Here is a 13,740-nt window from a genome sequence, read left to right as displayed (position 1 = left end):
CCTATAAATATATCATTATGAGTGCAAAAAAAGGATTACATCTTACACTGAAAATTTGGAGACAAAAAAATAATAAATCTAAAGGTCAGTTTGAGACTTATAAAATATCGGATGTTTCTACAGATTCTTCGTTTTTGGAGATGTTGGACATCCTTAATGAGAATTTAATCAACGAAGGTAAGGAGCCCATCGCTTTCGATCACGACTGTCGTGAAGGAATCTGCGGAATGTGTTCTCTTTACATCAACGGTAGAGCACACGGTCCGGATACGGGAATTACCACTTGTCAGTTGCACATGAGAATGTTCAAAGACGGTGAAACGATTGTTATTGAACCTTGGAGAAGTGCAGCATTTCCTGTAATTAAAGATTTAATTGTTGACAGAAGTGCGTTTGACAGAGTAATGGCAGCGGGTGGATTTATCTCGGTAAATACATCAGGAAATACTTTGGATGCCAATGCAATCCCAGTTCCGAAAGAAGATGCAGACAAAGCTATGGATGCAGCAGCTTGTATCGCTTGCGGAGCTTGTGTGGCTTCTTGTAAAAACGGTTCTGCAATGTTGTTTGTGGGAGCTAAAGTTTCTCAGTACGCATTGTTGCCACAAGGTAGAGTAGAAGCAAAACGCAGAGTTTTGAATATGGTAAAAGCAATGGATGATGAAGGTTTCGGAAACTGCTCTAACACCGGAGCTTGCGAGGTTGAATGTCCTAAAGGAATTTCTTTGGAGAACATTGCAAGAATGAATAGAGAATATATGTCAGCTTTTGTTGACCGAGGATAAAACCACTTGTCAAAGTTCAAATCTTTGACAAAATTTATAAAAAATCGTCTTCACAAGCTGGAGACGATTTTTTAGTTAATCTTTCATAAAATCAGACCTTGTTTTATCTTTAATACAGTATAAAAACCTATTTTTGCTAAATTATTTAAATTAAAAATGAAATCCAAGATTCAGTTATTCAAAAAAAATATTAATACAATAATGATTAAAAAATATCTTTTGTTGTTTGCCATTGCACTATTTGTAATGTCTTGTTCAAAAAAAGTTGAAGTTAAAGGAAAAATTGCAGGAAGCTCTCCGCTGGAAAGAATAGAATTTGTGGAAGCTTCAGGAGTAGCTACTTTGCCTCTTATAAATATGAGTCTTGATAAAGACGGTAATTTTGCAGGTGAATTTGAAGCTCCTAAAAACGGAATGTATGTTATAAACTACGCTGGAAAGCAAAATCTTATTTTCCTGAAAGGTGGTCAGAAGGTAAACATTTCCGGTTCTGCAATGACTTTCCCTAATGAATATGTAGTAACCGGCGATGCCAAAAATGATAATGACTTCTTCCAGGCGAGTCAGAAATTCCTTACGAGTTATGGACAAACTTTAAATATTCAGGAGCTTATTTCCGGAGACGAAGCGAAGTTTGTAAAAGGAATGCAGAAAATTGAAGCAGACATTAATAAAAATATTGATGAAAATGTAAAAAAAATCAATCCTGGAAAAGAAGTGATAGACTGGAAAAAAACAGATGCTAAAGTTGCAATTCTTAATTTGATGGTAAATTATGAAATGAGTAAAAAGCAGACTTCAGGAAATCCTTCTTTCAAAATGGGAAAAGCTTTTACAGATTATGAAAATAAGCTTCAGGAAAATAAAGATGCAATGGTAAAAATAAGCCCTTTTTACAGACAGTATCTATTAACAAAAATGAGCAGCGATTTCCAGAAATTTGCGCAGTCTAAATCACAGGGTAAAACAGATATTACCACTTCAGAATTATTCAGTCAGTTTTTAAAAGATAAAAAAGAGGTTTCTCAGACAGAGAAAGATTATTTATTGGCTTATGTAATTGCTCAGTCTGATATTCACCCACAAACTCCGGCTAAAACAACAGATAAGATCAAAAAAATTATCGAAGAGGAAATTAAAGATTCAACCATAAAGTCCGACCTTAAAAAGATGCAGTTTACGATCAACGGATTTAAAGTTGGGGATGATGCTCCTGAAGCATCATTGGTAAAACAGGATGGCAAATCTTATAAGCTGAATGAAAATAAAGGGAAACCTTATATGTTGGTTTTTTATGCATCATGGAATCCTTACATTGCGGAAGGTACAGTTCCTGTGCTAAAAGAAGTAGCAGATTTTTATAAATCAAAAATGAACTTTGTATATGTGAACCTTGATGACACAAAAGAGCAGTTTGTAAAAACAAGCAATGCAATGCTGAAAGGAATTCCGGGAACTAATGTATATGGAGAAGGAGGTTTGAACTCTGATATTGCTAAAAAGTACGGGATTTATGGATTTAAACTACCAAACTTTATTATTGTTGATAAAAACGGTAAAATTGCAAGCAGACCATTTGTAAATCTTGGTGATCCTGAACTGGTAACTATTTTGGATAAACAAACAGGTCTTTCTGCTCCGAAAGTAGAACCACAGGCACAACTTCAGCTTGATCCATCGGCTTTTCAGCAGGCTCCGCAAACAGAAGAAGCCCCAAAAGCACCTCAGACAAAATAATTATTAAAATAGTATAAACAAAAACCTTGTCTTCGGATAAGGTTTTTTTTATTGTACTTTTGCAGTCAGTAAAAAACTGGCTTTTAGTTTTTAAAAATTAATTTTTTAAAGTAGGTTATAACCTGATATCATCAATGAAAAGAAATAAAAAGAATATCATTCTTGAAAATATACAATTAGTTTCTGCAGGTGCAAAAGGAATTGCCATCGGAAGAACGGAAGAAGGCAAAACAGTAATGGTTTCCGGAGCAATTCCGGGAGACATTGTGAATGTAAGAGTAAAAAAGGCAAAATCAAAATATTTTGAAGGAGAAGCTTTGGAGGTTATCCAAAGATCACCTTACAGAGCTGAGCCTAAATGTATTCATTTTGGGACTTGCGGTGGCTGCAAATGGCAGAACATGAGCTATGAAAAACAGCTTGATTTTAAGCAGGAAGAAGTTTATAACAATATTAAAAGAATTGGCGGAATCGATAATTTTGATACTTTGCCGATTTTAGGTTCAGAACAGCAGTATTTCTATCGGAATAAAATGGAGTTTTCATTTTCTAATTCACGCTGGCTTACCCAATACGAAATCAGTTCTGAAGAAAATTTTGGAAACCGTGATGCGCTTGGTTTTCATATTCCCGGAATGTGGAGCAAAATTTTAGATCTAAAAGAATGTTTTCTGCAGGAAGATCCTTCCAACGCTATCCGTTTGGCTGTGAAAGAATATGCTGTTAATGAAGGATTAGATTTCTTTGATGTAAAAAATCAGGAGGGTTTTCTGAGAACTTTAATGATGAGGCAAAACTCAAAAGGAGAGTGGATGGTTCTTTTTCAGCTGTACAGAGAGGAAAAAGAAAACAGGGAAAAGCTTTTCGCTTATCTGCTTGAAAAATTTCCGCAGATTAAAACATTAGTATATGCCATCAATCCGAAGCAGAATGACTCAATTTATGATTTAAACATCAATATTTATTTTGGTGAAGGCTTTTTAATGGAAGAAATGGATGGTTTGAAATTTAAAATCGGACCTAAATCTTTTTTTCAGACCAATTATAAACAGGCTTTGGAACTCTATAGGAAAACACTTGAGTTTGCTGACCTTAAAGGGGATGAAGTAGTATATGATCTATACACAGGAACAGGTACAATCGCACAATATGTTGCAAGAAACGCCAAGCAGGTGATCGGTATCGAATCTGTACAGGAAGCCATCAATGCAGCAACAGAACACGCACAGTTAAACGGACTTACCAATACAACATTCTATTGTGGAGATATGAAAGATGTTTTCACCGAAGATTTTTTGGCAAATCATCCTAAAGCGGATGTTTTAATTACAGATCCGCCAAGAGACGGAATGCACCAGAAGGTAGTAGAGCAGATTTTAAATCTGGCTCCGGAAAAAATTGTGTACGTAAGCTGTAATTCAGCAACGCAGGCAAGAGATTTAGCTCTGATGAAAGAGCAGTATACACTAGTAAAAATACTTCCTGTTGATATGTTTCCTCAGACGCATCACGTAGAAAATATTGCGTTGCTGATAAAGAAATAATTTAATTACATTTGTTTAATTCCAAATATCACATATATGACCCAATTCTGTAAGACTGTTTTCCTTTTTGCTGTTTTGTTGTTTTGCCAGCAAAATGCTTTTTCACAAACTAAAGATTCTGCTGCGGTAAAAAGCGATACAATTAAAGCAAAAAAGGATGATAAAGACAAAAAGAAAAGCCCTGTAAAAGCGTTCAAGGAGATTATTACTGATAAAGCAGTTTCGGATCAGGGAGTTTTTACAGTACACAAAGTGGATGATAAATATTATTTTGAAATTCCCGATGCTATTCTGAAAAAAGAATTTCTGTTGGTAACAAGGCTTACAAAAGCAGCTGCAGGAATGCGTTCCGGTACTTCTGGCTATGCAGGAGACCAGATTGGTCAACAGGTGATTGCTTTTGAAAAAGGTCCGAAAGATAAAATTTTACTGCGTTCAATTTCTTTTGTAGATTATGCTAAAGATTCTACTTCAGATATGTACAGCTCGGTAACAAGAAACAATGTGCAGTCAATTATAAAATCATTTGATGTAAAAGCTTACGGAATCAACAAAAATTCTTCGTTAATTGATGTGACAGATGTATTGAACTCCGATAACGAACTTACTTCTTTTTCTGTTTATACAAAAGACAACTATAGAATTGGTGCTTTTCAGAAAGATATGTCATTCATTAATTTTGTAAAGTCTTTTCCTACGAACGTAGAAATAAATACCACCAAAACTTTTGCGAGAACTTTAGGCACGCCCTCAACTCCGGCTGTTCCGGGAAGACCTGCTCCTAAAGTGAGCGGAAATTACACCGTAGAAATCAATTCTTCTTTTGTGCTTTTACCTGAAAAGAAAATGCAGGCAAGATATTTTGATCCCAGAGTTGGTTATTTTACAGTTGGTTATACAGATTTTGATTTGGATCCTCAAGGTGTGAAGAAAATTTCCCTGATCAAAAGATGGAGACTGGAACCAAAACCTCAGGATGTTGAAAAATACAATAAAGGCGAATTGGTAGAACCGGCTAAACCTATTGTTTTTTATATTGATCCTGCAACTCCTAAAAAATGGGTTCCTTATTTGGTTCAGGGTGTGAATGACTGGCAAAAGGCTTTTGAAAAAGCAGGTTTCAAAAATGCCATTTATGCGAAAATTCCAGATCCGAAAACAGATCCGGAATGGAGTCTCGAAGATGCACGGTTTTCGGCTATTGTTTATAAACCTTCGGATGTTCCGAATGCTTCAGGACCTTCAATATCTGATCCTAGAACGGGGGAGATTTTGGAAAGTCATATCAATTGGTACCACAACGTAATGATGCTTTTGAGGAACTGGTATTTTGTGCAGGCGTCACCAAATGATCCAAGAGCCAGAAAAATGGAGTTTGATGAAAAACTGATGGGTGAGCTTATTCGTTTTGTATCTTCACATGAAGTAGGACATACTTTAGGTTTAAGGCATAATTACGGTTCCAGCTCTACAGTTCCGGTAGAGAAACTGCGAGATAGAAAGTGGCTTGAAAAAAACGGACATACCCCGTCAATTATGGATTATGCAAGATTCAATTATGTGGCGCAACCGGAAGACAAAATTGGTGATTCCGGGATTTTTCCAAGAATTGGTGATTATGACGACTGGGCAATTGAGTGGGGTTATAAGAGATTCAATCAGTTTAAAACTCCTGATGCTGAAAAAGAGTTTTTGAACCAGTGGGTGATGAAAAATCTTAAAAACGAAAGATTATGGTTTGGAACCGAAACTAATCCTTTAGACCCCAGATCACAAAGCGAACAGGTAGGAGATAATGCCATGATTGCAAGTACATACGGAATTAAAAATCTGAAAAGAATTGTTGATAACCTGAATGACTGGACAAAAACTCCTAATGAGGATTATGAGAATCTGGGCATGATGTACGACCAGGTAACGACGCAGTTCAGAAGATATTTAGGTCATGTTTCAAAATATATCGGCGGACAGATGGAAACGCCTAAAACTGTAGAGCAGTCCGGAAGTGTATATGAAGTAGTCGCCAAAAAAGACCAGCAGGAAGCCATGAGATTTTTATCTGAAAATATATTTACCACTCCTCAGTGGCTCATTAAAAATGATATTTTCGAAAAAACAGGTAAAACTCCTGTAAAAACGGTTGAAGAAATTCAAAACGGTGTTTTCGGAAGGATTTTGAGTCCGATGGTACTTCAAAGTCTTTATCAGACATCGGCAATTGATGAAAAAGCATATTCACTGATGGATCTTTTCTCCGATCTGAATAATTCAATCATCAAAAAAGATAATGTGGATATTTACGGAAGAAACCTTCAGAGAAATTATGTGGAACACCTTCTGAAATATTCGGATTTGAAAAATATGGATAAATCTGATGTTTCTTCTATTGTGAGAGGAAATTTAAATACCATTAAGAAAGATCTTTCGGCTAAAACATCTTCAGGTGATTTGGTAAATAAATATCATTATGAAGATTTGGTTTTCCGCATAGAGAAAGCTTTAGATCCCAAATAATCAGTTAAGCTGACTATAATTTTTATATAAATTATGAAGTATTCTAAGTTTATCATATTATTTTTTATAATCTTATCTGTAATTTCCTGCGGAGGAGATGATGATATTTGTGAGAGCGGAGAAGGCACCCCTCGAATGAAGATTATGTTTAAAACAGGCGGAAAGATTACTGTTGTAGATTCTATAAAAATCTTTGCAGATCTCGGAACTTCCGTTGTCGATTTTGGCTGGAACAGGAATGTAGATTCGGTATTTGTTCCCCTTCGTGTAGATGAGTCTCCTTTTACAGATATCTATATAAAGACATCCGCTAAAGAAGATTCATCAAAAGTTCGCGTAAACTACACTACCAAGTCTATTTATGTTTCCCCCGGATGTGGTGTTAAAAGAAATTATGAAAACCTGAACTCAGTATTATTATTGCCAAATTCAGTAAAAAGTGTTGAGCAGGGACAAAATTTTATACAAGATGAAGAAAAAACCAATTTATATCTTAATTTTTAGCATTTTAAGTATCTTCAAAGCTTTTGGGCAGGAAAAAGAAGAATCTGTAAAAGTAAAATGGAAATATGAACCCAACTTTATGGTGGGGGTAGATGTCCTGAATGCAGGAGTTGCTTTTTTTTCAGATAGACAGCTTTTTCAGGGATTTATTTCGTCGAAAGTCAAAGACAATTTACACGGTGTTATTGAGGCGGGTTTTGAAAAGAATATTTACCAGAATAATGGTTATGATGCAAAAGTGAACGGACCTTTTATGAAAATCGGAGCATTTTATATGTTGGCTCGTGACCGTGAAAATGACTTCAACGGGTTCTACGGTGGCGGAAAAATAGGAGGGTCTTTTTATAATCAGGAATATATGGCGATACCGGTTCGTGGTTTCGGGGGAAACAGTTCTTCGGTTTCTATGCCTTCATCTTCTCAATCTTCTTTTTGGCTTGAGGCCAATTTTGGAGGAAGGGTACAGTTGTTTGAAACCAATTTTTATATTGATGTGAATATGCAGCCACGTTATTTGGTTTACACAACCAAGCAGGACGAAGTTGTTCCGATGATCGTTCCGGGATTTGGAAGAAGCTCATCAAAATTTAATATGGGCTTTGCATGGAATATTGCCTATAAGTTTTAATCCAAAATAGAAAAGAGCAGTTTTAATTGCTCTTTTTTGTTTTTATCAGCTTTTTCATTTCAAAATACAGCTTTGTTAGTTCTGCCGGAGGATTTCCTTCATCAAATGAAACAGACTCAAATTCTTTATTTTTATTCTTAACTTTTATGGTAGACGCTAAAGCAGCATCACTAAATCTTTTAGTTGTTGGAGCTTTGTAAGCAGATATTTCTTCCAGATTAATTGAGCTTGCAGCTTCTGCTATTTTGCTCCATTCAGCATGAGATACTTTGTAAGCGGACTTTTCTCCGTTGATCGCTATTTCCATATTTTCATTACTGATGTTATACATTCTTTGCGTTCCTCTCGTTCTTTCAGATAGGGTAATATTGTCAATCATTTGCTGATTTTGTTTAAGTTGGTTTGTGCAGTTGATACAAAAGAGTGCGATAAACGCGACTAAAATTAATATTGATTTCATTTCAAAAAAATTAATAATTTGTTTATTATAAGAGACAAAGTAATGGTTTTTTATGATACTTTAAGATATGTTTTTATTTAAAAAGCTTTAATTTTGGAAACTTTAACGAAATATATCTAAAATGAAAAAAGTAATTACAACTTTATTTTTCAGTATGATGGGAGTTAGTGTTTTTGCACAATGGACTCCAACCACTGGAAAAAGAGATGTTGCAGGCTCATTTACATCTGAATCTTATTATAAACTTGATTTGAATAAGATAAGAAATGATCTTAAAAATGCACAGGAAACGGGAACTAATGCAAAGGCTGTTGAAATTTTGGTGCCAACTTTAAAAGGTAAGCTTGAAAAATTTGCTGTATATAGTTTTCCGGTAATGGCAAAAGAGCTTGCCGAGCAATATGAATTAGGATCTTATGTAGGAGTTGGAATTGATGATCCGTCTAAGCAGATTAGATTTTCGGTAGCTCCAAATGATTTTCAGGCAATGGTCATTAAAGACGGGATGTATGAATTTATTGATCCTTTAGCTTCTGATAAAACCATTTATGCTGTACATCCTAAAACAAATGATACCCATGGTAAAAGTTTTGTGTGCAGCACGGAAGAGGGTTCTCATATGGCAGAACAGATTGAAAAATTAGCAGAAAAAGGTAATTTTTTCGCTAATCAGTCTAATAACTATGCTAAAAGTTCTGACAGAAAGTATAGAACAATGAGACTGGCTATTTCTGCAACAAGTTCTTATGTAGCTTATACGGGTGGTACTTTAGCAACAGCTTTAGCTCAGATTAATGCAACAATGACCAGAGTAAACGGAGTCTTTGAAAAAGATTTTGCTTTACATCTTAATATTGTTAATGCACCGGGTATTATATTTGTAAATGCTGCTACTGATCCTTATCTCACTTTGCCGGGATCATTAAACTCTAAAGTTCAGCAGGTTCTTACATCAAATGTTGGAAATGCAAATTATGATATAGGACATGTTTTCAACGCAGCAGGTAATAATGGCAATGCAGGATGTATAGGATGTGTATGTATTGCTCCTACATCTTCAGCTCCTCTAGGTAAGGGATCTGGCTTTACACAAAGTACGGCTCCTTCCGGTGATGCTTTTGATATTGATTATGTAGCTCATGAAATGGGACATCAGTTAGGGGCTAATCATACTTTTTCATATTCTATTGAAGGATCTGGTGTGAATATGGAACCGGGTTCAGGTTCAACAATTATGGGGTATGCTGGTATTACCAATGCTAACGTACAAATGAATTCTGACGCTTATTTTCATGTTGCAAGTATTGTGCAGGTTCAGCAAAATTTAACTGCAAAAACTTGTGATACAGAAGTTTCAGTGACGAATAATCCTCCTGTGATTGCTGCCTTGCCAACCTATACAATTCCAAAAGGTACTGCATTTGTTCTTACCGCAACAGCAACTGATCCGGAAAATGATCCTCTGACGTATACATGGGAGCAGTTTGATGATGCGGGGGCTATTGTAAACGGTCAGATTACGGGCGGTACCATCACGTCTGCCAATTTAGGAAATACTACTTACGGAGCTTCATTCAGATCTGTTTTACCATCTACAAGTCCTACACGATATTTCCCTAAACTTTCTTCTGTATTGAACGGAGTTTTGACTTCTGCTTCACAGTGGGAATCTGTTTCTAATGTTGCAAGAACATCTCGTTTTGCAGTAACAGTTAGAGATAATAATCCTAATTCTGATCAGCAGCAAACTCAATCTGCTCTTCAGGTAATTAATGTAGGAAATAATGGTCCGTTCAAAATTAATACACAATTTGCCAATGTCTCTACACCTACTCCTATAGAGTGGGATGTAGCAGGAACTAATACTGCTCCTTATAGTGTAGCAAATGTGAAAATTGATTATACAACAGATAATGGAAATACTTGGACATTGCTGACTGCTTCAACAGCAAATGACGGTTCAGAAAATTTTACTTTTCCCGCTTCTATGAACGGACAGATTATAAAAGTAAGGGTTTCTTCAATTGGAAATGTATTTTATGCTGTTAAAGCAGTAACCATTACTCCTTTTGGAAACTGTGGTTCAGCTCCAACAGGAATTACAACAACTAACATCACTTCAAGTTCGGCTGATGTTTCTTGGGTGCCTGTTGCAGGAGCTTCATCTTATGTAGTAAGATACAAAAAAGTTGCAGATGCATCTTGGATAGTTATAAATACTACCAACAATAATGTTGTTCTGGCTAATTTATTAGATAATACAGCTTATGAGGTACAAATAGCTGCAGTTTGCTCTGGAGTAACCGGACCTTTCTCCGCTTCTTCTAATTTTAATACGACACAGATGGCTGTATATTGTCCTGTAAGCTCAGGAAATGCATCGGATGATTATATTTCTAATGTAACTTTAGCTAACGTAAACAATTCTTCTGGTGCAAGTACGTATACAAGCTATGTTGCCAACCCATCATTACAGATTAATCTTAATGCAGGTGCTAATTACACGCTTTCTATTGCTCGTGCTTACCTAACGAGTCAAGGAGGTCCTTATCCGGCTGCAACTTCAGCTTGGATAGACTTTAACAGAAATGGCGTATTTGAAACTTCAGAGAGAATTTTAACATCTCCGGTTGCAAACGGAACTCCGAATCCTGTTACTGTTTCATTCACTGTTCCTGCCAATGCTGTTCAGGGGCTTGGTTTAAGAATGAGAGTAGGGATGCTTTATTCTACTACAGCTGGAGCTGCCATAATTGATGGCTGTGGTAATTATCCCAATGTTTTAGGTGAATTTGAGGATTACAATGTGGTAATATCAGCAGGGGCTCTATCAACCAATGAGAACATTACAAAAAATAATGAAATCAAAATATTCCCTAACCCTGCTACAGATGTTTTAAATATTACGAAAGTTTCAGATAAAACAAAATATGAAATATATAATGCTGTAGGACAGTTGGTGAAAGCCGGTGAAATAAATGGAAATCAAGTAAGGATAAGTGAGCTTGTAAAAGGCACATATATTATTTCTATTAAAGACAAAGAAATTTCAGAAAACCTGAAATTTATTAAAAAATAAGTTTTTATTTTAAATGTTTATCTAATCCTCAGAAATTGCTCTGAGGATTTTTTTTATCAAGGTAAGAATATTGAAATTCATGAGATTATAACAAAAAAATAAATAGATATATCTGAATAATTACAAAAAATTATTAAATTTGTATTTAAAATATAAAAAATAAAATGCCTATGGTATATAATTTACTCTTTTTTGATGATCAGTTAATTTTCTCTAAATTTACTTGATTAATTAGAATTTTTATAACTCATTATTTACAACTTATTATAACTATCCAATTGGATTTAATATTCTTAAAATATGAATAAACTTTTATTAACGTTTGCTTTTATGTTTGCTTTTTTTGCAAATATGAAATCCCAAACAGGACAAATTGGAGCAGGCACGGCCACGTCCACTTATCTTCCAATTTATTCCTGTTACGGCTATAATTATTCTCAGCAAATTTATACTGCTGCTGAAGTAAACACGGCCCTAGGTGCAAATACTTACATTACTGCCATAAGGTTTTATGTAGGTTCAACAGCTTCAACCCAAGCGAATTACAATGATTGGGTGGTATATATGGGAAATACAGCCCAAAATGATTTTGCCACAACTACTAGTTGGATTCCTTTAGGAAATTTGCAGCAGGTGTATTCGGGAACTCTTCCGAATATGACCAATGGTGCTTGGGTAGAAATACCTTTAACAACTCCATTCATTTGGGATGGTACAAGTAATTTAGTAATTGCTGTTGATGAGAACTCTGCAAACTATTCTTGCACACAAAGCTGGGGAGCGTATGCTGCTGGAACAAATAGAGGTATTCTTTATTATTCTGATGGAACTAATCCAGATCCGGCTTCACCTCCATCTGCAAATAGAAGAGAAAATTCTATTCCTAGAGTACAGTTTACTTCGTTTAATCTTCAACCTTGTACTACTGCACCTCCTTCGAATATTTCGGTAGGAAATATGACATCAACATCAGCTACCGTGTCTTGGACGCCTTCAACAGGAGCAACTTATGTTTTGAGATATAGAACTTTGCCGGGTGGCGCTTGGACATCAGTAAATATCACTACGCCTCTGGCGAATAATTATACTATTCCGGGGCTTACTGAAAGTACTCAGTATGAAGTTGAAATAGCAACAGTCTGTGGTGGTACTCAAGGAGCATTCTCAACAGCTATACCATTTACAACACCTTCATTAGGCTACTGTACGGCTAATCCTACAAGTACTTTTGTCTATGAATATATATCAAATGTGACGGTTACGCCAAATGGTCTTCCTACTATGGTAAGTACATCCACCGTACCACCACCATTTTATTCTGATTATACTACTGATCCTGCAAGATTGGTAAGATTGTACAGAAACTCCGTTCAAAATTCAATTACAGTTTCTAAAGTTTGGCCTGGATTCAATTATAATGCAGGAACTAGAGCTTGGATTGATTTTAATAGAAATGGTGTTTTTGAAGATAGTGAAAGAATTTTAAATGATCCTTCTAATACCAACGCAACAGCAACGGCTAATTTTGTTGTACCTCCTACAGCTTACACTGGAAATAACACACTTAGAATGAGAGTTATTTTAAGAGAGGGAGGTGACCCGAATGCTTGTGGAACTTTCACATATGGTGAAGTTGAAGATTACTCTGTACAATTGTTAGATATGCAGCCTTGTACTGTTGCACCTCCTACACCTATAGTAGTCAGTAATATTACGGTTTCAACTGCAACTGTATCTTGGGCGGCTTCGCAAGGTGCCACTTATTTAGTGAGATACAGAACAGGTACTGGAGCATGGCTTACAGCAACTGTACCTGGTCCGCAATTGAATATTGCTTATTTATCTTCTTTACTTGAAGCTACTACATACGAAGTTCAGGTTGCTACCGTTTGTAATGGTACTCAGGGCGCTTGGTCGCCAAGTACCAGTTTTACAACTGCTACATTAACTTATTGTACAGCAAATCCAACAAGTACAACAGTTTATGAATATATATCTAATGTAACAGTTACACCTACTGGAGGAACACCGATGGTTAGTAACTCTCCATCTCCGCCGCCTTTTTACACAGATTACGGAAGCGATCCGACAAGATTAATAACTTTATTCAGAGGAACTGCAAATAACAGTATTTCTGTAACAAAAACGTATCCTAATTCTTTATGGAATGCGTCAGCAAGAGCTTGGATTGATTTTAACAGAAATGGTGTTTTTGAAGACAGCGAGAGAATTTTAGATACACCTTCAAACCAAATCACTCTAGTAAATGGAACATTTACAGTTCCCGGAACAGCAGCGCAAGGTGCATACATGGGGAATCTTCCAGTAAAGATGAGAGTTATCTTAAGAGAAAGCGGTCTTCCGAATCCTTGTGGAACTTTTACTTATGGTGAAGTTGAAGATTATAATGTTGTATTAGCTGACCTTCAACCTTGTACAACTGCTGCACCTACTCCAATTACTGTAACCACCCCAACCCACAACACGGC

General features: G+C 35.9%; 9 protein-coding genes. 8 read left to right on the top strand and 1 reads right to left on the bottom strand.

All coding sequences use genetic code 11. From position 1 onward, the window contains the following. Positions 1-17 precede the first annotated feature (17 nt). The 6 genes from AC0NBN_RS15840 (at position 18) to AC0NBN_RS15815 (ending at position 7,712) form a co-directional block, all read left to right on the top strand. The gene (locus AC0NBN_RS15840) at positions 18-785 is read left to right on the top strand and encodes a succinate dehydrogenase/fumarate reductase iron-sulfur subunit (RefSeq protein WP_089743998.1); all 768 of its coding nucleotides are present in this window, start codon (positions 18-20) and stop codon (positions 783-785) included. A gap of 201 nt (positions 786-986) precedes the next feature. Continuing rightward, a complete protein-coding gene (locus tag AC0NBN_RS15835) occupies positions 987-2,522 on the top strand; it encodes a TlpA family protein disulfide reductase (RefSeq protein ID WP_474468800.1) in 1,536 nt (511 codons plus the stop codon). Between the two features lie 134 nt (positions 2,523-2,656). Next, positions 2,657-4,066 (top strand): 23S rRNA (uracil(1939)-C(5))-methyltransferase RlmD, encoded by a 1,410-nt coding sequence (gene rlmD / locus AC0NBN_RS15830; RefSeq protein WP_160812970.1) that lies wholly within the window; start codon positions 2,657-2,659, stop codon positions 4,064-4,066. Positions 4,067-4,102: 36 nt separating this feature from the next. Beyond that, positions 4,103-6,580, top strand: a complete 2,478-nt coding sequence (locus tag AC0NBN_RS15825) for a zinc-dependent metalloprotease (RefSeq protein ID WP_160812969.1) — start codon at positions 4,103-4,105, stop codon at positions 6,578-6,580. Positions 6,581-6,613: 33 nt separating this feature from the next. Further along, positions 6,614-7,084 carry a DUF6452 family protein gene (locus AC0NBN_RS15820; RefSeq protein ID WP_160812968.1) on the top strand — a complete coding sequence of 157 codons (471 nt, stop codon included), beginning with the start codon at positions 6,614-6,616 and terminating at the stop codon, positions 7,082-7,084. Further along, positions 7,050-7,712, top strand: a complete 663-nt coding sequence (locus tag AC0NBN_RS15815; RefSeq protein WP_160812967.1) for a DUF6048 family protein — start codon at positions 7,050-7,052, stop codon at positions 7,710-7,712. The genes AC0NBN_RS15820 and AC0NBN_RS15815 overlap by 35 nt, the downstream gene beginning before the upstream one ends. Before the next feature lie 22 nt (positions 7,713-7,734). Here the strand turns inward: AC0NBN_RS15815 and AC0NBN_RS15810 are convergent, their stop codons facing one another. Continuing rightward, entirely contained in the window at positions 7,735-8,172 is a 438-nt protein-coding gene (locus tag AC0NBN_RS15810; RefSeq protein ID WP_474468797.1) for a hypothetical protein, read from the bottom strand. Positions 8,173-8,293: 121 nt separating this feature from the next. On the opposite strand from AC0NBN_RS15810, the gene AC0NBN_RS15805 reads away from it, so the two are divergent. Together AC0NBN_RS15805 and AC0NBN_RS15800 are read left to right on the top strand one after the other, a co-directional pair. After that, positions 8,294-11,251, top strand: coding sequence for a reprolysin-like metallopeptidase (locus tag AC0NBN_RS15805; RefSeq protein ID WP_160812965.1), 2,958 nt, complete (start codon positions 8,294-8,296; stop codon positions 11,249-11,251). Positions 11,252-11,551: 300 nt separating this feature from the next. Beyond that, positions 11,552-13,740 (top strand): fibronectin type III domain-containing protein (locus AC0NBN_RS15800; protein WP_160812964.1); only part of this gene is annotated, 2,189 nt, incomplete at its 3' end.

Source organism: Chryseobacterium sp. L12 (assembly GCF_056133985.1).
The sequence above is the reverse complement of the archived record's forward strand: the minus strand, read 5'-3'. Positions and strand labels throughout refer to the sequence as shown.

What these genes read in the sequence shown, in the direction of transcription:
- AC0NBN_RS15840 (WP_089743998.1), top strand. Translation starts at nt 18, where the DNA reads ATGAGTGCAAAAAAAGGATTACATCTTACACTGAAAATTTGGAGACAA.
- AC0NBN_RS15810 (WP_474468797.1), bottom strand. Translation starts at nt 8,172, where the DNA reads ATGAAATCAATATTAATTTTAGTCGCGTTTATCGCACTCTTTTGTATC.
- AC0NBN_RS15825 (WP_160812969.1), top strand. Translation starts at nt 4,103, where the DNA reads ATGACCCAATTCTGTAAGACTGTTTTCCTTTTTGCTGTTTTGTTGTTT.
- AC0NBN_RS15805 (WP_160812965.1), top strand. Translation starts at nt 8,294, where the DNA reads ATGAAAAAAGTAATTACAACTTTATTTTTCAGTATGATGGGAGTTAGT.
- AC0NBN_RS15835 (WP_474468800.1), top strand. Translation starts at nt 987, where the DNA reads ATGATTAAAAAATATCTTTTGTTGTTTGCCATTGCACTATTTGTAATG.
- rlmD (WP_160812970.1), top strand. Translation starts at nt 2,657, where the DNA reads ATGAAAAGAAATAAAAAGAATATCATTCTTGAAAATATACAATTAGTT.
- AC0NBN_RS15820 (WP_160812968.1), top strand. Translation starts at nt 6,614, where the DNA reads ATGAAGTATTCTAAGTTTATCATATTATTTTTTATAATCTTATCTGTA.
- AC0NBN_RS15815 (WP_160812967.1), top strand. Translation starts at nt 7,050, where the DNA reads ATGAAGAAAAAACCAATTTATATCTTAATTTTTAGCATTTTAAGTATC.